Genomic DNA, 19,337 nt, shown 5'->3' on the forward strand with positions numbered 1-19,337 from the left:
GGAGCCCGACATGAAATCCTTGTGCCGCGACTGCGGGTGGACGGGCGAGGCCAAGGCCGCGCGCTGTCCGTCCTGCGGCTCGCCGCGCACGGTGTTTCACGAAGAGCTGGGGACGCTCTCGATCGCGCACCTAGACTGCGACGCCTTCTACGCCTCGGTCGAGAAGCGGGATGATCCGTCCCTCCGCGACAAGCCGGTGATCGTCGGCGGCGGCAAGCGCGGGGTGGTGACCACCGCCTGCTACATCGCCCGCATGAGCGGGGCGAAGTCAGCCATGCCGATGTTCAAGGCGCTGAAGCTGTGCCCCGACGCCGTGGTCATCAAGCCGAACTTCGCCAAGTACAAGGAAGAGAGCCGGCGCATCCACGAGAAGCTCGACAAGCTGACACCTCTCATCCAGCCGCTGTCGCTGGACGAGGCCTGGATCGACCTGACCGGCACCGAGCGCCTGCACGGCGCGCCGCCGGCGGCGATGCTGGCCAGGCTGCAGGCCGAGATCGAACGCGACATCGGCCTGACCGTCTCGATCGGCCTGGCGCCCAACAAGTTCCTGGCCAAGATCGCCTCGGAGCTGGACAAGCCGCGCGGCTTCTCGGCCATCGGCGCGGCCGAGGCGCAGAGCTTTCTGGCGAACAAGCCGGTCGGCATCCTGCCCGGGGTCGGCCCGGCCACCGTCTCGGCCCTCGCGGAGATCGGCCTACGCACGGTGGGCGACATCGCGGCCTCGGACCTGAAGCTGCTCGCCAACCGCCTCGGCTCCGGCGGTCTGCGCCTGCATCGTCTGGCTCACGGCCAGGACAGCCGGATCGTCGATCCCGACCAGGCCCGTAAGACGATCAGCGCCGAGACCACGTTCAACGACGACCTGCACAAGCGCGACGATCTGGAGGACGAGCTCTGGCCCCTCTGCGAAAAGGTCGCCAAGCAGGCGCGCAAGGAGGGCGTCGCCGGCCGCGTGGCGACGCTGAAGCTGCGCACCCCCGACTTCAAGATCCACACCCGCCGCCGCACCTTGGCGGTGCCGACCCAGACCGCCCGCACCCTGTTCCAGGTGGCGCGGGAGCTGTTGGCGGCCGAGCCCAAGGGCTTCTCCTATCGTCTGATCGGCGCCGGCCTGACCGAGTTCGTCGACGCCGAGACCGCCGGCTCGGACATGTTCGCCGACGAAGAGCGGCGCTCTCTAAAAAGTGAGACCGCTATCGACGCCTTGCGCGGAAAGTTCGGCGCCGCGGCGGTCGTCACTGGCCGAGCGTTGAAGAGCCGCTGAGTCGCGGCTCGCCCTCTTGCGCGACAGCTTGTCGCTAACCATTTGGGCCTCTCCATCACGGAACCGTTCGCGCGCGGTCTTCGCTCTCCCAAACGTGAAGCCGATTTCCGCGGCGCCCCTGTGCTAAAGCGGCGCAGCGGCGCTTCGGGCTCTTCCAAAGCCGCCGCGTTTCCATATCTAATCCAGAATAGGCGGGTGATTTGCTCGCCAGGAGAGAACAAGTCGATGGCCGAGCGGAAGCAAGGCGGACAAAGCAACGGCGCTGGGTCGTCGGTCGTCACGGAAGTGAAGCCGAAGACGCAGAAGCCTTCGCTTTATCGGGTTCTGATTCTCAACGACGATTACACGCCAATGGAATTCGTCGTTTACGTGCTCGAGCGGTTCTTCAACAAGTCGCGCGAAGATGCGACACGCATCATGTTGCATGTCCACCAAAACGGTGTGGGTGTGTGTGGTGTCTATACTTACGAAGTCGCAGAAACCAAGGTCGCCCAAGTCATCGACTCGGCGCGACGCCATCAGCACCCCCTACAGTGCACCATGGAAAAGGACTGAGGAGCCTCCCCGTTGCCCTCTTTTTCGCGCCCCCTGGAAGAATCCCTGCATCGCGCCGTCGCGTACGCCAACCAGCGTAAGCACGAATACGCGACCCTTGAGCACCTGCTGCTCTCCCTGACCGACGACGATGACGCCGCCGGAGTTATGCGCGCGTGCGACGTCGATCTCGCCGCGCTGAAGAAGAGCCTTTCGAACTATCTCGACGTTGAACTGGCCTCGCTGGTCGTCGACGACGAGGAGGACGCCAAGCCGACCGCCGGCTTCCAGCGCGTGATCCAGCGCGCGGTGATCCACGTCCAGTCGTCCGGCCGCGAGGAAGTGACCGGCGCCAACGTGCTGGTCGCGATCTTCTCTGAACGCGAGAGCCACGCCGCCTATTTCCTGCAAGAGCAGGACATGACGCGGTACGACGCGGTTAACTTCATCGCCCACGGCATCGCCAAGAAGGCCGGCGCCTCGGAAGCCAAGAGCATCAAGGGCGCCAGCGCCGGCTCGAACCAGGCCGAGGACGACGGCGAAAAGCCCAACACCAAGACGGGCGGCGAGGCTCTCGAAGCCTATTGCGTCGACCTCAACGAAAAGGCCCGCCAGGGCAAGGTCGACCCGCTGATCGGCCGCGCGAACGAAGTCGAGCGCGCGATCCAGATCCTGTGCCGTCGCACCAAGAACAATCCGCTGCTCGTGGGTGATCCCGGCGTCGGCAAGACCGCCATCGCCGAGGGCCTGGCCCGCAAGATCGTCACGCACCAGGTCCCCGAGGTCCTGGAAGGGGCCACCATCTACTCGCTCGACATGGGCGCGCTGCTGGCCGGCACCCGCTATCGCGGCGACTTCGAGGAACGCGTCAAGCAGGTGGTCAAGGAGCTGGAGAGCCACCCGAACGCGGTGCTGTTCATCGACGAGATCCACACCGTGATCGGCGCCGGCGCGACCAGCGGCGGGGCGATGGACGCCTCGAACCTGCTGAAGCCGGCCCTGGCCTCGGGCAGCCTGCGCTGCATGGGCTCGACCACCTACAAGGAGTTCCGCCAGCACTTCGAGAAGGATCGGGCGCTCGTCCGTCGCTTCCAGAAGATCGACGTGAACGAACCGACGGTGGAAGACACCATCAAGATCCTCAAGGGCCTGAAGACCTACTACGAGGACTTCCACAAGCTGAAGTACACGGCCGAGGCCCTGAAGGTCGCGGTCGAGCTGTCGGCCAAGTACATCACCGACCGCAAGCTGCCGGACAAGGCGATCGACGTGATCGACGAGGCCGGCGCCAGCCAGATGCTGCTGCCGGAAAGCCGTCGCAAGAAGACCATCGGCGTGAAGGAGATCGAAAGCGTCGTCGCCAAGATCGCCCGCATCCCGCCGAAGTCGGTCAGCAAGTCGGACACCGAGGCCCTGAAGGAACTCGAGACCGACCTGAAGCGCGCCGTGTTCGGCCAGGACGAAGCCCTGACCCAACTGTCGGCCGCCATGAAGCTGGCTCGCGCCGGCCTGCGCGAACCGAACAAGCCGATCGGCTCGTACCTGTTCAGCGGCCCGACCGGCGTGGGCAAGACCGAAGCCGCCAAGCAGCTGGCCCAGACCCTGGGCATCGAGATGCTGCGCTTCGACATGTCGGAGTACATGGAACGGCACACCGTGAGCCGCCTGATCGGCGCCCCTCCCGGCTATGTCGGCTTCGACCAGGGCGGTCAGCTGACCGACGCGGTCGACCAGCACCCGCACGCCGTCGTCCTGCTCGACGAAATCGAGAAGGCGCACGGGGATGTCTACAACATCCTGCTGCAGGTGATGGACAACGGCGCCCTGACCGACAGCAACGGCAAGAAGGTCGACTTCCGCAACGTGGTCCTGATCATGACCACCAATGCGGGGGCTTCGGACGCCCAGCGCAACTCGATCGGCTTCGGCCGCTCGAAGGTCGAAGGCGAGGAAGAGGCCGCCCTCAAGCGCCTGTTCACGCCGGAATTCCGCAACCGCCTGGACGCCGTCGTGGCCTTCAAGCCGCTGACGCCGGAGATCATCCGCCAGGTCGTGCAGAAGTTCGTGATGCAGCTGGAGGCCCAACTGGCCGACCGCAACATCACGATCGAGCTGAGCGACGACGCGGCCGACTGGCTGGCCAAGAACGGCTTCGACGAGCTCTACGGCGCCCGTCCGCTGGCCCGGGTCATCCAGGAGCACATCAAGAAGCCGCTGGCCGACGACATCCTGTTCGGCCGCCTGGTCCGCGGCGGCCACGTCAAGGTCGTGCTGGAGAACGGCAAGATCGAGTTCGAGATCGACAGCAATGTCGATCCCAAGGCCGGCAAGACCGACGAGACCGAACCGGCCATGGCCGAATAGGCGTCGACCTAGAACCGAAACGGAAAGGCCCGGAGCGATCCGGGCCTTTTTCTTTGCTTACAGCGCCGCCGCGATCTTGGCCGCCAGGGCCTTCAGCTCGTCGGTATCGGCCATGCCGCCCTCGCCGTGCCGCCCCAAGGCTTCGCCCTCGTAGCGCGGGATCACGTGGAAATGCAGGTGGAAGATCGTCTGGCCGGCCGGCGCGCCGTTGAACTGGGTGACGACCACGCCATCGGGCTTCAGCGCCGAGACCACCGCTCGTGTCAGCTTCTGAGTCGCCGCGGCCAGCTCGGCCAGCACCTCCGGCTCGGCCTCCAGCAGATTGCGGGCCTGGCTGACCTTGGAGATCACCAGGGCGTGGCCGCGCGACTGAGGGAAGACGTCCATGAAGGCCAGGACGCGGTCGTCCTCGAACACCTTCACGCTGGGGATCTCGCCCCGGATGATCTTGGCGAAGATGTTGTCCGCGTCGTAGCGTCCGTCGAGGCTCATGATCGTCTCCCTGTCTCGGATCGGTCGTAGCAAACCAGGGGACGGGCGCAACCATGGACGAGAAACCTCAAGGCCTGACGGAGCAGCAACAGAAGTGGTTCGCGTCCCTGCGCGCCAACCTCGAGCGCGAGACCGGCAAGACCCTGGACCAGTGGGTCGAGATCGTCCGACGCGAGTGTCCGGAGACCAAGCCCAAGGCCCGCGCTGAGTGGCTGAAGGCGACCTATGGCCTGGGCCAAAACCGCGCTGCGAACATTTTCGCCATCGCCTATCCGGAGAGCGGCGGCTGGGACGACGCCGCCGGCCTGCGCGCGGCGCTGTGGACCGATCCGGCGTCGACCGCGATCCTGGCCGCCGTGGAGGCCGCGATCGCGGACTTTCCGGGCCTCGTGACCGGCCAGCGCAAGGGCTACACGGCCTGGTCCCATAAGGCGCAGTTCGCGGCGCTGAAGCCTCTCAAAGGCGGCCAGGCGGTGCTGGGCCTGGCGATAACGCCCGACGCTTCGCCGAGCCTCGCCACGCCGAAGAACGAAGGCTGGTCGGAGCGTCTCAAGGCCAAGCTCGTCCTCGCCTCGCCCACGGAGGTCGACGCCGAGGTCAGAGCGCTGTTGAAGGCGGCCTGGGAGCGGTCTTAACCCCGCCAAGCTTCACCCTAGGAACGCGCCTCCTCCGCCGCCGTTCGTCTCACGAGCAAAGGAGACGACGATGTCCAAGGAAGCCGAACTGGCCGAGAAGTTCTGGAAGGCCCTCAAGTCCGACCGTACGGTGATGCTGGGCCTGCCCGATCACGAGAACGGCCGCGCGCAACCGATGACGGCGGTGTTCGAGGGCGATCATTCCGGTCCGATCTGGATCTTTAGCGCCGTCGACGTCGATCTGGTCCGGGCGGTGGACAGCGGCGAGCATGACGCCATCCTCCACTTCGCCTCGAAGGGCCACGATGTCTTCGCCACGGTCGAGGGCCGCATGCGGATCGATAACGATCGCGAGACGATCGAACGGCTCTGGAATCCCTTTATCGCCGCCTGGTACGAGGGCAAGGACGATCCCAAGCTGCGCCTGCTGCGCTTCGAACCGGGCGACGCCCAGATCTGGCTGAACGAGAACAGCCTGTTCGCCGGGCTGAAGATGATGCTCGGGGCCGACCCTAAGAAGGACTACAAGGACAAGGCCGCAGAAGTCCGCCTGCAGTAGCCGCTCTTGTCGGGAGGGGCCTTACCGCTCCTCCCGGAACGGCGAGTATTCCTCGGTCAGCATCTCGATGTCCGCGGCCACCGCCTCGCGCTCACGCTCGAGATAGCGGGCCACCGGCTCGCGCAGGGCCGGGTCGACGATCCAGTGGGCGGAATAGACGGGACTGGGCAGATAGCCGCGCGCGATCTTGTGCTGCCCCTGCGCGCCCGCTTCGACACGCGGCAGTCCCAGTCGGATCGCGTGCTCTATCGCCTGATAATAGCAAAGCTCGAAGTGCAGGAACGGCACGTCTTCGACGCAGCCCCAATGCCGCCCGTAGAGGCAGTCGCGGCCCAGCAGATTCAGCGCCCCCGCGATAAAGGGCCCGCCCGGCCGCCGCGCCATCAGCAGTAGCACCTTGTCCGCCATTCGCTCGCCCAGCAGCGAGAAGAAGCGCCGGTTCAAGTAGGGTCGACCCCACTTGCGGCTTCCGGTGTCCATGTAGAAGGCGAAGAACGCGTCCCAGTGGTCTTCCGTCAGGTCCGCTCCGGTAAGGGCGACGATCTCGAGCCCCTCCTGAGCGTCCCGGCGCTCACGGCGGATGGTCTTCCTCCGGTTGGCCGAGAGCGCCGCCAGGAAATCGTCGAAGGTCGCGTAGCCCTTGTTCTCCCAATGGTACTGCTGGTCCTGGCGAAGCAGCATTCCGCGCTCGCCCATCCAGCGCCACTCGTCCTCGATCGGGAAGGTCACGTGCGCCGATGAAGCGCCCATGCGCTCGCACAGCGTCAGCGCGCTCCCCAGCAAGGCCGAGCGTCCTTCGTCAGGGTCGACATCCGGTCGTATGATCAGGCGTGAGCCAGTCACCGGCGAGAACGGCGAGGAGCACTGAAGCTTGGGATAGTATCGCCCGCCGGCCCGCTCATAGGCGTCGGCCCAGGCGTGGTCGAAGACGTATTCGCCCTGGCTGTGGGACTTCAGGTAGAGAGGCATGACGCCAGCGACGACGCCGTCTTCATCCGCGACCGATAGGTGCTGCGGCGCCCAGCCGGTGCGCGCCGAGACGCAGCCGCTTTCCTCAAGGATCGACAGGAAGTCGTAGGAGACGAACGGATCGCCCGTCGCGCCTGCGCAAGCGTCCCAGGCGTCCTTGCCGAGCTCTGAGATCGCGCGATGGACGCGAACCTCCGGCCGGACGCCCCCGGGACCGCGCGTCACGCGTGGAAGCCCTCGAAGATCAGGTTGTCGCAATGGTCCTGCACGCCTTCCCACTGGTCGGGGCTGCGGACCGTCCAGGCGATCACCGGCATACCCTTGGCGCGATATAGGTCGGCGCGCGGGCTGGGCAACATGTCGAGACCCAGGGACAGGAAATCGGGCCGCGCCAGCTCGATCTGCTCCAGCGCCGCCAGCGACTTGCGCATCTCCGGCGCCAGCTTGCGGGCGTTGTCGTCGTTCCAGCCGTAGGAGTTCAGACCGCGCAGGATCTGCGGATGGTGGTCCGCGAACCAGGCGTGCGAGTAGGGATTGAAACCGATCACGGCGGTCGGACCGTTATGGTCGACCAACACGTCGGTCACGCGCTTTTCCAGCGGCCCGACCTCGCCGAAGGGGGTCTTCAGTTCGATGAAGACCATGGCGCGATGGCCGATCATCGTCAGGGCGTCGGCCAGGGTGGGGATGGTCTCGTCCGTGCCCTTCAGGGTCATGGCCCCGAGGTCGGCGGCGGTATGGTCGCGCATGCGCCCTTCCCGCCCCGTCATCCGCTCCAGGCGGTCATCATGAAAGACCACCGCCTCGCCGTCGGCGGTCAGCTGGACATCAAGCTCGATGGCGTAGCCGTGGGCGCAGGCGGCCTGGAAGGCGGCCAGGGAGTTCTCCGGCGCGCCGTCGGGGCTCCAGAGGCCACGATGGGCGGCGGGCGGATCAAACAGGCGCTCCCACGCCTCGCCGAAGGTGTCGGTCGAGGGGCGTTCGCGCGTGCGCATCAGGCGATCTCCACCACCGCGTCGACCTCGACCGCGAAACCGAGGGGAAGCTTGTAGACGCCCACCGCGGAGCGGGCGTGGCGGCCAGCGTCGCCCAGCGCTTCGACCATCAGGTCCGAGCAGCCGTTGACGACCTTGGGGATGTCGATGAAATCAGGCCCGGCCTGGACGAAACCGCCCAGCTTCACCACCCGTACGACACGGTCCAGGTCGCCGTCACAAGCCGCCTTCATCTGGGCCAAAAGGTTGATCCCGCAGATGCGCGCGGCCTTCTGGGCGGTCTCCAGGTCGACATCGACACCAACCGTGCCCTTGATGCCCCCGGCGGCGTCGAGCGAGATCTGGCCGGAGATGTGGACGAGATCGCCCGAGCGGACGAAGGGCACGTAGTTGGCCACCGGCGCCACCGGCTGGGGTAGCTCCACGCCCATCGCCTTCAAACGCTCTTCAACCTTCGACATCCGCACGCTCCCAAGATTCCCCGGCATCCTTAACGCGAGCGGCGCGGGCGCAAAAGAAAAAAGCCCGGACCTTCCGGCCCGGGCTTTCTCGTCTTGGGTCGCGTCCGAAGACGCGAAAGCCTGCTCTTAGCGAGCGGCTTGGAACTTCTCGACGGCGGCGCTGACGCGTTCGTTCAGCGGCTTCACCGAGTCTTTGATCGAGGCCGAGACGATCTCCGAGGCCTTGCTGACCTGGGCGATGTAGGCTTCAAGCGCCGACTTGGCCCAGGCGGTTTGCAGTTCGACGGCTTCCTGCACGCTCTTGGCGGCGGCCAGCGACTTGGCGGCGGCGACCTGGTCTTCAGCCAGCTTCTTCGAATAGGCGAAGGTCTCGGCGCCCAGGGCTTCGGCGCCCTTGGTGGCGGCCGTCACCGAGGCGACGACGGCTTCGAGGTTCTTCTTCGAGTGGGTGTTGGCTTCGGCCAGCGCGGCCAGCGACTTCTCGACACCATCCTTGAAGGCTTGGTTCGACGCGGACGTGAACTGTTCGACGGTGTTCTTGACGGTTTCGGCGGCGGCCATGGGAATCTCCTGGGGAGGAAGGCGGCGGGGCGGACGGTCGAGCTGCAACTCGTCCATCTGCGCTTGGGACAACGGCGGTTTGCCATGTTGCAGTGCAGCAGTCAAGGATTTTGTGCAGCGCACCATAACGTAGGGGCATGCCTCCCGCCGCCTTCCCAAGCTGCAGCATTGGAAGCACGCGCCTATTTTTTTCGCCCCTGCGGCAAGTTCGCTCACCACTTGTTTACTTTAGCGAAAGGGGCCGGCCATCATGCTAAGAACACGCGTGTGGCGGTGCGGAACCGCTCAGTTCAAATGACGGACGTCCCTCATGTTCGCCAAGCTTACCTCCGCTCGTTCCGTTCTGGTCGCCGCCGGCCTGGCTCTGGCCGGCCTGTTTGGCGCTCTGGCGCCGACGCCCGCCTCGGCCGCCATACCCTATCTCCAGCTGAACGCTTCAGAGCCGAAGTACGCCGCCATCGTGATCGACGCCAACTCGGGCGAAGTCCTTTACGACAAAAGGGCCGACAGCCCCCGCTATCCAGCCTCGGTGACCAAGGTGATGACGCTGTACCTCACCTTCGAGGCGCTCAGCGAAGGCCGAATGAAGCTGACCGACCGGGTCGTGATGTCGCCCCGCGCCGCCGCCCAGGCCCCGACCAAGATCGGCCTGCGCCCGGGCGACAGCATGAGCGTCGACGAGGCCATCAAGGCCATGACCGTGAAGTCGGCCAATGACGTGGCCGTGGCCATGGCCGAGCGCCTGGCCGGCAGCGAGTCGCGATTCGCCGCCTTGATGACCCTGCGCGGCCAGGAACTGGGCATGCGCAACAGCCGCTTCGTGAACGCTTCGGGCCTGCCTGATAGCCGCCAGATCTCGACGGCCCGCGACCTCGCCATCCTGTCGCGCGCCATCATGCGGGACTTCCCGCAGTACTACAGCTACTTCTCGATCCGCGGCTTCACGTTCCGCGGCAACTACGTCAAGGGCCACAACCGCCTGCTGGACAGCATGGAAGGGTTCGATGGCCTGAAGACCGGCTACACCAACGCCTCGGGCTTCAACCTTGCCGGCTCGGCCGTCCGTGACGGCCGCCGCCTGATCGCCGTGGTCCTGGGCGGCCCCTCGACCGCCTGGCGCGACAACAACATGGAAGACCTGCTGCTGACCGGCTTCGACGTGATGAAGCGTCGCTCGCGCGGCGAGCGCACCACCATCGCCGCTAACATCTATGAGGACGATCCCTCGGGTCCGATCCAGCGCCCGTCGGTCGAACAGGGCGATGGCGACCAGGCCGGCCTGAAGATTGTGCTGACCGAGAACCCGCACAATCCGGGCCCGATGAAGGTCTCCCCCACCCTGCGCGCCGCTCAGGCCAAGCCGGCCAAGAAGCCGCAAGGCGAGTGGAGCGTGCAGGTCGGCGCCTTCAAGTCCAAGTCGCTGGCCAACGAACAGCTGAAACTGGTGCGCGGGCGTTTCGCCAAGGTCGTCGCCGACGCCGAGGCCGCCGTCGAAGGCGCGGGCGGCACGTTCCGCGCCCAGTTCCAGGGCCTGACGGCCGACGCCGCTCGCAGCGCCTGCTCGACCCTGAAGGCCAAGCGCGTGCCCTGCATGGTGCTGTCGCCGCGCTAGGCGACAGCGCGCGACGAACAAAGAAAACCCCGGAAGGTCAACCTTCCGGGGTTTTTGCTGTCTAGGCCTCGGCCATCACCCGCCCAATCAGCCGAGCCAGGCGCTGGACGCCCTCCTCGATCTGGTCGTCGGTCGGCAGCGAGTAGCTGAGGCGGATCGCGTTCGCTCTCTGGACTTCCGCGAAGAACGGCGCGCCGGGCACGAAGGCCACGCGCTCCTCGGCGATGGCCCGCGCCAGCAGTTCGGCGCCGTCGATCCCCTCGGGCAGGTCGATCCAGACGAACATGCCGCCTTCCGGATGCGACCAGGTCACGCCCTTCGGCATCGTCTTGTCGAGCGCCGCCAGCATCACCCGCGCCTTGTGGCCATAGGCGCCCCGCAGGCGGTGCAGGTGCTGGTCGTAGCCTTCCGAGACGGCGCGGTGAGCGACCATCTGGTTGATCGTCGACACGTGCAGGTCCGCGCCCTGCTTGAGCAGGACGAGCTTCTCGATCACCGCCTTGGGCCCGCAGACCCAGCCGATGCGCAAGGCGGGCGACAGCGTCTTGGACAACGTGCCCAGGAACATCGTGCGGGCGTTGTCGACGCCGCCCGAGCGGGCGATATCCAACGACAGCAAGGTCGGCGTCGGCTCTCCTATGAAGCGCAGCTCGCGATAGGCCGCGTCCTCGACCAGGGTCATGTCCAGACGATCGGCCATCGCCAGCAGCGCCTCGCGTTCGGCCAGGGTCAGGCTGACGCCCGTCGGATTGGCGAAGTCGGGCACGAAATAGCCCAGCGCGCCCGAAGGCAGATCGACCGCCTCCGGCGCGGCGAGCGCGCCGTCCGGCAGGTCGCGATAGGCTGGCTCGTAGCCGTTGAAGGCCTGTAGGGCGCCGAGATAGGTGGGGCGCGCCACGACCACGGGATCGCCGGGGCTGATGAACAGCTTGCCGATCAGGTCTAGCGCCTGCTGCGAGCCGGCGGTCAGCATGATGTTGTGCGGCTCGCACGGCATGCCGTTGCGGGTCATGCGCTCGGCGATCCACTGGCGCAGCGGCAGGTAGCCTTCGCTGACCGAGTACTGCAGGGCCTGGCGCGACAGCACCGGATCGGCCAGCACCGCCTGGTAGCCCTTCTGGATCTCTTCGGCCGGGAAGAGGCCAGGATCGGGGATGCCCCCGGCGAAGGAGAGGATGTCGGGCTGGTCCAGAAGCTTGAGAAGCTCGCGGATCTCGCTGGCGCGGACGCGGGCCATACGATCGCTGAAGCGCGCGGCCCAGTCGTGGGATTGGTCGGTCATGGGGTGATCAGAAGTCCGAACGGGAAAGACACGGGAAAGAGACGCGCGATGGCGACTCGCCTGAACTCAAGGATTCAGGGCGTCATACCGAGCAGGTCGGACCCGAGGAACGGCGGCGCCAGAAGCGTTCGCGATTGATCATGGCGCATGTCCTAGCTCAGCCGCGCCGCTTGATCAAACGATCCCGCGCCGCGTTCAGTTGGGCGGCGAGGCCCTCGGTGCCCCCGACGTCAGGATGGGCCATGCGGATCAGGCGGGCGTAGGCGGCCTTGATCTCTTCAAGGCTCGCGTCGGCGGAGACGCCCAGAATAGCGCGCGCCTCGGATAGGGTGAGGTCGTCGCGCGGCGGATGAACGACCTGGCGACGGATCACCGGCCGCCGGCGCGCTTCGGTGACGGTCCACAGGCCCAGGACGCCCAGCACAATGCCCGTGCCCCACGAGCCCCGGATCGTGGCGTATCCGGCGAAGGCGAAGGCGACGATCGCCGCCACGCCCGCCGCGACCCGCCAGCCGTCGCCCTTCAGCAGGTTGCGACGGCGCGGCCAGAGCAGGAAGGCCAGGACGGCCACGCCCAGCAGCAGATAGATCATCACGACTCCGGATACGAAACGGGCGGCAGGGTCGCCCCGGCCGCCCGCCTCAGATCATGTAGCGCTCGGACTACTGCGCCGCCAGCAGCGTCTCGCCCGAATAGGCCGACAAGCCCAGGCTGTGCATGAGCGCGCGCAACTCCTGGCGCGCGGCCAAGTGCTGCAGCGAGACGGGCACCGGACGCACCTGCGGTGACAGGTCGGCGATGGTCAGGCCGAACGGGAACAGCTCGCGATAGATGACGCGATCGCGCAGGCCGGGGCCGATGCGGAAGCCGACCCGCTTGGCCAGGGCCGTGAGACGATCCTCGAGGCGCTTGCGGTTCCGGGCCTCGGTGGTCGCCAAACGATTGCGCAGCACGACCCAATCAAGCGCCTGGCGTTGGCCGGAAAGCGCCCTCTGCTTGCGCGCTTCCCAAACGGTCAGCGAGTAGAGGCTGGGCTTGGTCAGCTCCATGCTCACCGGGTCGACGTGGCCCAGCATGTCGAAGTCGACGAAGCTGTCGTTCATCGGCGTGACGATCAGGTCGGCGCGGCCATGGGCCAGGCGCGAGACGGCGGTGTCGCCCCCGGGCGTGTCGATCAGCACGAAGTCGCATTCGGCCAGCCCCCTGGCGAAGGCCGCCTCGAAGCCGGCGACCTGCTCCTCCTCCGGCTTCTCGGCCAGGGCGATGTCGTTCTCCGACAGGCGCAGAGACAGGGGCTCGGGCAGTTCGAGCTTCTTGCTTTCCAGCCAGGTGCGCCGGTTCTCGAAGAACCGCGCCGAGGTGCTCTGGCGCAGGTCCAGGTCGATGACCGCGACCTTGGCGCCGCCGTACAGCAGCGCGGTGACGAGATGGACGGCGATGGTCGACTTGCCCGCCCCGCCCTTCTCGTTGCCGACGACGATGACACGCGTTTCGGCCATGAGTTCGATCCTTGATGCGTCGCGACTCGCGCGACCTTGGACGGAGGTTAACACGATGTTACCAGCGCCTCATGGGGTCAACGACCTCCATCCACAGACCTAATTGTCGCACGGGCGGCGAAACACGGTTTCCCCAGCGTCGCGGTGGACCTTCGGCCGCGCGAAGGCCATAAGCCCCGCCTGTCCGCGTGGAGGCCGTCATGACCCAACCGACCATCGTCCGCACCGTCGCCCAGATGCGTGAGCACGTCCGCGCCTGGAAGGCGGCCGGCCAGCGCGTGGCCCTGGTACCGACCATGGGCGCCCTGCATGAAGGTCATCTGACGCTGATCCGCCTGGCGCAAGAGAACGCCGACCGCGTGATCGCCAGCGTCTTCGTCAATCCCAAGCAGTTCGCCCCGCACGAGGATTTCGACGCCTACCCCCGGGGCGAGGCCGTCGACGCCGAAAAGCTCGCTTCGGTCGGCTGCGACCTGATGTTCGCGCCCAACGCCAGCGAGATGTACGCTCCAGGGTTCTCGACCCTGATCACGGTGTCGGGGGTGTCGGAGCCGCTGGAAGGCGCGGCGCGGCCGCAGTTCTTCGGCGGCGTGGCCACCGTCGTCGCCAAGCTCTTCATTCAGTCGCAAGCCGACGTCGCCGTGTTCGGCGAGAAGGACTACCAGCAGCTACAGGTGGTCAAGCGCATGGCCCGCGATCTGGACATCCCGATCGAGATCATCGGCGCGCCGACCGCGCGGGCCGAGGACGGCCTCGCCCTCTCCTCACGCAACGCCTACCTGTCGGCGGAAGAGCGCGCGGCGGCCGTGGCCTTGCCGGACGCCATGAAGGCCGCCGCCCAGGCCGTGGCGGCCGGGAGCCGCGTCGACGAGGCCGAGGCGATCGCGGTCGAGGCGCTGAAAGCCGCGGGCTTCCGCCAGGTCGACTATGTGGAAGTGCGCGAGGCCAGCGATCTATCCCGACTGGGACCGGGTCCGATCGGCGAGGCGGAGGGCCGTATCCTGGTGGCGGCCTGGCTGGGCGGCACGCGCCTGATCGACAACATGGCGGTCGGACAGGCCTAGGCCGGTTGGCTCAGATCGCCGGATGCAGCGCGATGAAAATGCCGACGGCGAAGCCCACGAACAGCATGCCCGCGCCCAAGACGGCGTAACTGGACCTCATCGTCATTCCTCCGCTTCCCTGCGAAGAAGAAACACCCGCCCTAGTTGCTATTAAGCTAACGCCGCGCGCGTGGGTTACCAGGCGCCCAGTTCGCGCAACTGACGCGCCAGGTCCGGCGGGAGGTCGGCGGCCTCGCTTTCGGTGAGGTCGGGAGGCGCGTCCTCCGGCGTGAGATAGCGCCATCCCTGGAACGCCCGGCGAGGCTGCGGCGCGACGCGCACGATGGTCGGGTCCACCGTGACTTCGCACCGGGAGGCCGGTCCCGAGCCCACCGTATCGATGGCCAGGATCTTCTGGCGGCACAGGATCTGGCCCTTGAACACGCGGTACAGCGAGCCGCCGTCCAGGACCTCGTCGATCCGCTTGGGCGTCATGCGCGTGTGCATGACCCAGGGATGCCCCTCCTTGTGCCAGGCCAGGAGATCCTCGATCGTGTCGCAGCCGACGACCAGCTTGATGATGTGCAGCGCCATGGCCGCGTAGATAGCGCGCCCAGGCCGCAAGGCAATCGCCTGGACGACGTTACCGCTCGCGTGAAGGGTGAAAGCGCTCGCGACTTTGCATCACGGCGTTATGGATGACGCATCGTGCTTCACCAGGGCGCGATGACTCGGCGGATTCGTCCGCCCGGCGCCGCCGCTGTGGACGTTGTCGCATGCGTCCAAAGCGGCGGTTCTCTTTTCCAGGCTCAAGGCAAGCTCGTCGCCAGCCCGGCCCCCGGCGGCTCCGAAGCCGCGGCCGAGGCGCTGCTCCCTCAACTCCGCTAGCGGGGTCGACCAGAACGGTGATCAGGCGCCTTCCAGCCGGGCCAGCACCACGCCCTCGCTGACCTGGCCGCCGGCCGAGGCCGAGAGTTCGGCGACCACGCCGTCGAACGGCGCGACCAGGGCGTGCTCCATCTTCATGGCTTCCAGGGTCAGCAGGGTCTGGCCCTTGCTGACGGTCTGGCCGGCTTCCACCGAGACCGAGACGATCTTGCCCGGCATCGGCGACAGGATCGCGCCGTCCGAGGCCGCGCCCTCGCCCACTCCGCCGACATGGGCCTCGAAGTCGAACGCCTGGACGTCACCGCCCTCGAACACGTGGATCGGCCCCTTGCCGTAGGTCGTCGGCAGGCGCGCGACCTCGTCGAAAGTCCGGCCGTCGGCATGACGGATGTCCCAGGACCAGTCCTCGGTCCCGCCGCCCAGCAAGGCCACGCGCAGCGGCGTCGGCTTGCCGTCCGCGGACATGGGCAGCGTCATGGTCGCGCGATCGGCGTTCATGCGGAAGCCCAGCAGCTTGGACGGCGCGCTTTCCCACGGATCGGGCCGCGCCTCGGCCTCCAGAAAGCTGTCCAGCCGCCAGCCGATCGCGGCCATGGCCGGCTCGTCGCTGAAGGTCCGTTCGATCAGTTCATCCAGCCGCGCCTCGATGAAGCCGGTGTCGACCGCGCCGTCGACGAAGTCCGGGTGGCTGGCGCACTTGGCCAGGAAGGCGGCGTTGGTCTTGACCGGCCAGACCTCGACCAGGGCGCAGGCCTCGGCCAAGCGCTGGGCGGCGTCTTCACGGTCGACGCCGTGGGCGATCAGCTTGGCGATCATCGGATCATAGAAGGGCGTGACCTCGCCGCCCTCCTCCACCGCGCTGTCGACGCGGACATCGCCCTCCGGCAGGCGGAAGTGCTTGAGCTTGCCCGTCGAGGGCAGGAAGCCGGTGGCCGGGTTCTCGGCGTAGAGCCGCGCCTCCATGGCCCAGCCGTCCAGGGTGATCTCATCCTGTTCCAGCGGCAGGCGCTCGCCGGCGGCCACGCGCAGCTGCCATTCGACGAGATCCTGGCCGGTGACCATCTCGGTGACCGGATGCTCGACCTGCAGGCGGGTGTTCATCTCCATGAACCAGATGCGGTCGGCCCGCAGGCCTTCGCTGGCGTCGGCGATGAACTCGACCGTCCCGGCGCCGACATAGCCCACGGCCTTGGCGGCCTTCACGGCGGCGGCGCAGACCGCTTCCCGGGTCTTCTCGTCCATGCCGGGCGCCGGCGCTTCCTCGATGACCTTCTGGTGGCGGCGTTGCAGCGAGCAGTCGCGCTCGAACAGGTGGACGACGTCGCCGTGGCTGTCGCCGAACACCTGCACCTCGATGTGGCGCGGCCGGGTGACATACTTCTCCAGCAGCACGCGGTCGTCGCCGAACGCGGCCGAGGCCTCGCGGCGGCACGAGCCCAGCGCGGCCTCGAAGTCCTCCGCCCGCTCGACCTTGCGCATGCCCTTGCCGCCGCCGCCCGCCACGGCCTTGATCAGCACCGGGTAGCCGATCTTGTCCGCCTCGGCCGCCAGGCGCGGGGCCGACTGGTCCTCGCCCAGATAGCCGGGCGTCGTGGGGACGCCCGCTTCGATCATCACCGCCTTGGCGGCGTCCTTCAGGCCCATGGCGCGGATCGCCGAGGGCGGCGGGCCGATCCAGGTCAGGCCGGCGTCGATCACGCTCTGGGCGAAGTCGGCGTTCTCGGACAGGAAGCCGTAGCCGGGGTGGATCGCGTCCGCCCCCATCTGCTTGGCCGCCGCCAGGATCTTGCGCGGGTCGAGATAGCTCTCCTTGGCCGGCGCGGGTCCGATCAGGATCGCCGCATCGGCCTCCATCACGAACGGCGCGTCGGCGTCCGCCTCCGAATAGACGGCGACCGTCCGCACGCCCAGCTCACGGGCGGTGCGGATGATGCGGCGGGCGATCTCGCCGCGATTGGCGATCAGGACGGAGGCGATCAAACGGGGACCTACATCTGTGTAAGGGTGAACAGCATCAACGCCGTGATCAGCAGGGCGAAGGCGAAGACGCTCATGAACCAGACGATCAGCGTCTTGAAGATGGCCCCCACGACGGTCGAGCCGTAGCCGCCGCGCAGGGTCTGGAAGAGGTTGATCGGCGTCCAGAAAGTCAGGATGGCGAACCAGGGGCCGATAAGGGACGCGGGCAGCACCATGCCGATGGCGTTGGTCAGGAACGCGAACGACAGCAGATTCGTCGCCACCAGCAGGTGATCGTAGATGTAGAACTGCCGACGGTTCACATAGACGAGCGCCAGGCTCAGACCGATGATCGGCAGCAGCAGCACGGCCAGACGGTGGGCCCAGCCAAACATGACCAGGATATAGTAGTCGGGGTTGGCGATGGCCTTGGCCAGACCTTCCTTGAACCCATTGGCGAAGCCGTAGCCTTTGGAGGTTTTGCCAAGGTCTATGTCGGCCTTGACCTCCTTGTGGGCCGCGCCGTCGGGCGTGACCACGTTGAAGTGCTGGCCGCCGATATTGGCTTCGCCAATCTTCCGGCTATCGCCGTCGATGGCGCCCACTTCCTGCAGGTCCAACCCGCGGATCTGTTCGGCGGCGTTCTCGCCGCGCTTCTCGATCTTGGCCTTGGCTTCGGCGGCGGCGTTGGGGTTCTTCTCCAGCGCGTCGGCCTCGGCGACCTTGGCGGCGTAACGATCCTGAGCCTTTTTGACCCTCTCGTCATAGTCGGCGGCGATCTCGGCCTTGTCCGCGCCCGCCTCCTTCAGCGCCTCGTCACGCACTTCGACGGCGGCGCTGAGGCGGCTGTCACGGGTCTCCGCGGCGTCCTTGCGCATCTCGTCAGCCTTGGCCTTGCGGCCGGCGGGCGTGGCGAGCGCCGCGATCTCTTTCTCTTCCTTGAGCTCGATCTCGTGGCGAATGTTGTGGATGGCGTGCTCGGCCGCGAAGATGAACAGCAGCAGGGCGACAAGGAACGTGCGGAACGGCGGCGCATGCCGCGCGATCCGTCCTTCCATCAAGTCCTTGGCCAGCACGCCCGGCTTGAAGAACAGCAGCGGCAGCGTGTTGGCCAGGCGACCATCGAGGTGGAACATCCCCTCGATGGTCTCCCAGATCAGGTGTAAAATAGAGCGATGATGCGTGTCGGCGTTCTGGCCGCACGAATAGCAGTACCACCCCTCCAAGGGCGTACCGCAGTTCTTGCAAGGCTCGCCCTTGTGAGGGAACGGCTTCTTCTTCGACCGGGCGAAGCTCCCAGCCGAATCCGCCGCCACCGCTTCCAGTTCCGCGCCAGTTACCACGCCTACATCCCCCCGGTTGAGTCTATTCAGCCCAGGTGGGTTTACGACGGGAGAGGAAAGCGCGCACGCCTTCTTGTCCTTCTTCCGAGACACGGCGACGCGCGATGCGGCGGGCGGTCTCTTCGACCAGGCCTCTGTCGAGTTTCTGACCAGCGAAATCGTTGACCAAGGCCTTGGCGTCGCCGATCGCGCCCGGCGCGCAAGGGACCATCTCCTCGATCAGAGCGTCGCGAGCGGCTTCGAGGCCAGCGGCGTCATCGAACACCTCGTCGACCAGGCCGTAGCTCCAGGCCGCGTCGGCGTCGAAGACGCGGGCCGTGGCGAACAGCAGCTTGGCGGTGCGCGGACCGAGCGCGGCGATGACATAGGGGCTGATCGTCGCCGGGGTGAGGCCGAGCTTCACCTCGGAGAACGAGAACTGGGCGTCAGCCGTGGCCAGGGCGTGGTCACACGCCGCGACAAGACCCGCGCCGCCGCCATAGGCCGCGCCTTCGACCAGGGCCACGGTCAGGGCCGGGATGTCGTGCAAGGCCTTGAGCATATGGGCCAGTTCGAGCGCGTCCTCGCGATTGTCGTCCTCGTCCCACTCGACCGCGTCGGCCATCCAGGAGAGGTCCGCGCCGGCGCTGAACGTCCCGGCGACGCCGCGCAGGAACACCACGCGCACGCCCTCGGCCCCGTGCAGGGTCTCGAGGGTCTGGCGCAGGGCGGCGATGGTCGCCGCGTCGAAGGCGTTCTTCTTCTCGGGGCGATTGATCCAGACGGTGACCGCGCCCTCGGGCGTGCTCTCCATGTGGACCAGCGGGCTCATCGCGTCGGTGTCGGGGACCTCGACGATGGGATCGGCGATGGGGTTGGTCATGGGAAGCTCCTG

Annotated in this window: 20 protein-coding genes; 7 read left to right on the forward strand and 13 right to left on the reverse strand. The window is 67.0% G+C overall.

Annotation, left to right across the window (positions count from 1 at the left end; genetic code table 11):
- Window positions 1–10: 10 nt before the first annotated feature.
- The 3 genes from CSEG_RS14030 to clpA all read left to right on the forward strand — a co-directional run bounded on the left by CSEG_RS14030 (window position 11) and on the right by clpA (window position 4,165).
- A complete protein-coding gene (locus tag CSEG_RS14030) occupies window positions 11–1,267 on the forward strand; it encodes a DNA polymerase IV (protein ID WP_013079899.1) in 1,257 nt (418 codons plus the stop codon).
- Between the two features lie 225 nt (window positions 1,268–1,492).
- Entirely contained in the window at window positions 1,493–1,822 is a 330-nt protein-coding gene (clpS, locus tag CSEG_RS14035; RefSeq protein WP_013079900.1) for an ATP-dependent Clp protease adapter ClpS, read from the forward strand.
- Window positions 1,823–1,834: 12 nt separating this feature from the next.
- On the forward strand, window positions 1,835–4,165 hold the full coding sequence (clpA, locus tag CSEG_RS14040) for an ATP-dependent Clp protease ATP-binding subunit ClpA (RefSeq protein WP_013079901.1): 2,331 nt from the start codon (window positions 1,835–1,837) through the stop codon (window positions 4,163–4,165).
- A gap of 57 nt (window positions 4,166–4,222) precedes the next feature.
- Here clpA and CSEG_RS14045 read toward each other — a convergent pair whose 3' ends face one another.
- A complete protein-coding gene (locus tag CSEG_RS14045; protein ID WP_013079902.1) occupies window positions 4,223–4,657 on the reverse strand; it encodes an HIT family protein in 435 nt (144 codons plus the stop codon).
- A gap of 53 nt (window positions 4,658–4,710) precedes the next feature.
- Between CSEG_RS14045 and CSEG_RS14050 the strand changes: the two genes are divergently transcribed.
- Entirely contained in the window at window positions 4,711–5,292 is a 582-nt protein-coding gene (locus CSEG_RS14050) for a DUF4287 domain-containing protein (protein ID WP_013079903.1), read from the forward strand.
- 70 nt (window positions 5,293–5,362) lie between these two features.
- Window positions 5,363–5,851, forward strand: coding sequence for a pyridoxamine 5'-phosphate oxidase family protein (locus CSEG_RS14055; protein WP_013079904.1), 489 nt, complete (start codon window positions 5,363–5,365; stop codon window positions 5,849–5,851).
- A gap of 21 nt (window positions 5,852–5,872) precedes the next feature.
- Here the strand turns inward: CSEG_RS14055 and CSEG_RS14060 are convergent, their stop codons facing one another.
- From CSEG_RS14060 to CSEG_RS14075, 4 genes are all read right to left on the reverse strand, one after another.
- Window positions 5,873–7,045 (reverse strand): GNAT family N-acetyltransferase, encoded by a 1,173-nt coding sequence (locus CSEG_RS14060; protein WP_013079905.1) that lies wholly within the window; start codon window positions 7,043–7,045, stop codon window positions 5,873–5,875.
- Window positions 7,042–7,815, reverse strand: coding sequence for a glycerophosphodiester phosphodiesterase (locus CSEG_RS14065; RefSeq protein ID WP_013079906.1), 774 nt, complete (start codon window positions 7,813–7,815; stop codon window positions 7,042–7,044). The genes CSEG_RS14060 and CSEG_RS14065 overlap by 4 nt, the downstream gene beginning before the upstream one ends.
- The gene (locus CSEG_RS14070) at window positions 7,815–8,282 is read right to left on the reverse strand and encodes a RidA family protein (RefSeq protein WP_106907199.1); all 468 of its coding nucleotides are present in this window, start codon (window positions 8,280–8,282) and stop codon (window positions 7,815–7,817) included. Before CSEG_RS14070 ends, CSEG_RS14065 begins: the two co-directional genes overlap by 1 nt.
- Window positions 8,283–8,402: 120 nt before the next feature.
- The gene (locus CSEG_RS14075) at window positions 8,403–8,837 is read right to left on the reverse strand and encodes a phasin family protein (protein ID WP_013079908.1); all 435 of its coding nucleotides are present in this window, start codon (window positions 8,835–8,837) and stop codon (window positions 8,403–8,405) included.
- Between the two features lie 310 nt (window positions 8,838–9,147).
- Between CSEG_RS14075 and CSEG_RS14080 the strand changes: the two genes are divergently transcribed.
- The gene (locus tag CSEG_RS14080) at window positions 9,148–10,449 is read left to right on the forward strand and encodes a D-alanyl-D-alanine carboxypeptidase (protein WP_013079909.1); all 1,302 of its coding nucleotides are present in this window, start codon (window positions 9,148–9,150) and stop codon (window positions 10,447–10,449) included.
- A 61-nt stretch (window positions 10,450–10,510) separates the two neighbouring features.
- On the opposite strand, the gene CSEG_RS14085 is transcribed toward CSEG_RS14080, so the two are convergent.
- From CSEG_RS14085 to mipZ, 4 genes are all read right to left on the reverse strand, one after another.
- Window positions 10,511–11,731, reverse strand: a complete 1,221-nt coding sequence (locus CSEG_RS14085) for an aminotransferase-like domain-containing protein (RefSeq protein WP_013079910.1) — start codon at window positions 11,729–11,731, stop codon at window positions 10,511–10,513.
- A gap of 82 nt (window positions 11,732–11,813) precedes the next feature.
- On the reverse strand, window positions 11,814–11,873 hold the full coding sequence (locus tag CSEG_RS22615) for a hypothetical protein (protein WP_106907314.1): 60 nt from the start codon (window positions 11,871–11,873) through the stop codon (window positions 11,814–11,816).
- 15 nt (window positions 11,874–11,888) lie between these two features.
- Window positions 11,889–12,323: a J domain-containing protein gene (locus CSEG_RS14090; RefSeq protein WP_013079911.1), complete on the reverse strand. Its 435-nt coding sequence runs from the start codon at window positions 12,321–12,323 to the stop codon at window positions 11,889–11,891.
- 70 nt (window positions 12,324–12,393) lie between these two features.
- Entirely contained in the window at window positions 12,394–13,230 is an 837-nt protein-coding gene (mipZ, locus tag CSEG_RS14095) for a division plane-positioning ATPase MipZ (protein ID WP_013079912.1), read from the reverse strand.
- 200 nt (window positions 13,231–13,430) lie between these two features.
- Here mipZ and panC point away from each other — a divergent pair, with 200 nt between their 5' ends.
- Window positions 13,431–14,294 (forward strand): pantoate--beta-alanine ligase, encoded by an 864-nt coding sequence (panC, locus tag CSEG_RS14100; protein ID WP_013079913.1) that lies wholly within the window; start codon window positions 13,431–13,433, stop codon window positions 14,292–14,294.
- A gap of 174 nt (window positions 14,295–14,468) precedes the next feature.
- Here the strand turns inward: panC and CSEG_RS14105 are convergent, their stop codons facing one another.
- The 4 genes from CSEG_RS14105 to CSEG_RS14120 form a co-directional block, all read right to left on the reverse strand.
- On the reverse strand, window positions 14,469–14,867 hold the full coding sequence (locus CSEG_RS14105; protein ID WP_013079915.1) for a DUF1489 family protein: 399 nt from the start codon (window positions 14,865–14,867) through the stop codon (window positions 14,469–14,471).
- A 315-nt stretch (window positions 14,868–15,182) separates the two neighbouring features.
- The gene (locus CSEG_RS14110) at window positions 15,183–17,141 is read right to left on the reverse strand and encodes an acetyl-CoA carboxylase biotin carboxylase subunit (RefSeq protein WP_013079916.1); all 1,959 of its coding nucleotides are present in this window, start codon (window positions 17,139–17,141) and stop codon (window positions 15,183–15,185) included.
- Window positions 17,142–17,149: 8 nt separating this feature from the next.
- Complete coding sequence (locus CSEG_RS14115) at window positions 17,150–18,463, reverse strand: DUF3667 domain-containing protein (protein WP_013079917.1); 1,314 nt, start codon at window positions 18,461–18,463, stop codon at window positions 17,150–17,152.
- Between the two features lie 22 nt (window positions 18,464–18,485).
- Window positions 18,486–19,325, reverse strand: coding sequence for an enoyl-CoA hydratase-related protein (locus CSEG_RS14120; RefSeq protein ID WP_013079918.1), 840 nt, complete (start codon window positions 19,323–19,325; stop codon window positions 18,486–18,488).
- Window positions 19,326–19,337: the final 12 nt, after the last annotated feature.

It is taken from the genome of Caulobacter segnis ATCC 21756, assembly GCF_000092285.1.
Classification (GTDB): Bacteria; Pseudomonadota; Alphaproteobacteria; order Caulobacterales; family Caulobacteraceae; genus Caulobacter; species Caulobacter segnis.

What these genes read in the sequence shown, in the direction of transcription:
- CSEG_RS14030 (WP_013079899.1), top strand. Translation starts at nt 11, where the DNA reads ATGAAATCCTTGTGCCGCGACTGCGGGTGGACGGGCGAGGCCAAGGCC.
- clpS (WP_013079900.1), top strand. Translation starts at nt 1,493, where the DNA reads ATGGCCGAGCGGAAGCAAGGCGGACAAAGCAACGGCGCTGGGTCGTCG.
- CSEG_RS14045 (WP_013079902.1), bottom strand. Translation starts at nt 4,657, where the DNA reads ATGAGCCTCGACGGACGCTACGACGCGGACAACATCTTCGCCAAGATC.
- CSEG_RS14050 (WP_013079903.1), top strand. Translation starts at nt 4,711, where the DNA reads ATGGACGAGAAACCTCAAGGCCTGACGGAGCAGCAACAGAAGTGGTTC.
- CSEG_RS14055 (WP_013079904.1), top strand. Translation starts at nt 5,363, where the DNA reads ATGTCCAAGGAAGCCGAACTGGCCGAGAAGTTCTGGAAGGCCCTCAAG.
- CSEG_RS14065 (WP_013079906.1), bottom strand. Translation starts at nt 7,815, where the DNA reads ATGCGCACGCGCGAACGCCCCTCGACCGACACCTTCGGCGAGGCGTGG.
- CSEG_RS14075 (WP_013079908.1), bottom strand. Translation starts at nt 8,837, where the DNA reads ATGGCCGCCGCCGAAACCGTCAAGAACACCGTCGAACAGTTCACGTCC.
- CSEG_RS14080 (WP_013079909.1), top strand. Translation starts at nt 9,148, where the DNA reads ATGTTCGCCAAGCTTACCTCCGCTCGTTCCGTTCTGGTCGCCGCCGGC.
- CSEG_RS14085 (WP_013079910.1), bottom strand. Translation starts at nt 11,731, where the DNA reads ATGACCGACCAATCCCACGACTGGGCCGCGCGCTTCAGCGATCGTATG.
- CSEG_RS14090 (WP_013079911.1), bottom strand. Translation starts at nt 12,323, where the DNA reads ATGATCTATCTGCTGCTGGGCGTGGCCGTCCTGGCCTTCCTGCTCTGG.
- mipZ (WP_013079912.1), bottom strand. Translation starts at nt 13,230, where the DNA reads ATGGCCGAAACGCGTGTCATCGTCGTCGGCAACGAGAAGGGCGGGGCG.
- panC (WP_013079913.1), top strand. Translation starts at nt 13,431, where the DNA reads ATGACCCAACCGACCATCGTCCGCACCGTCGCCCAGATGCGTGAGCAC.
- CSEG_RS14105 (WP_013079915.1), bottom strand. Translation starts at nt 14,867, where the DNA reads ATGGCGCTGCACATCATCAAGCTGGTCGTCGGCTGCGACACGATCGAG.
- CSEG_RS14120 (WP_013079918.1), bottom strand. Translation starts at nt 19,325, where the DNA reads ATGACCAACCCCATCGCCGATCCCATCGTCGAGGTCCCCGACACCGAC.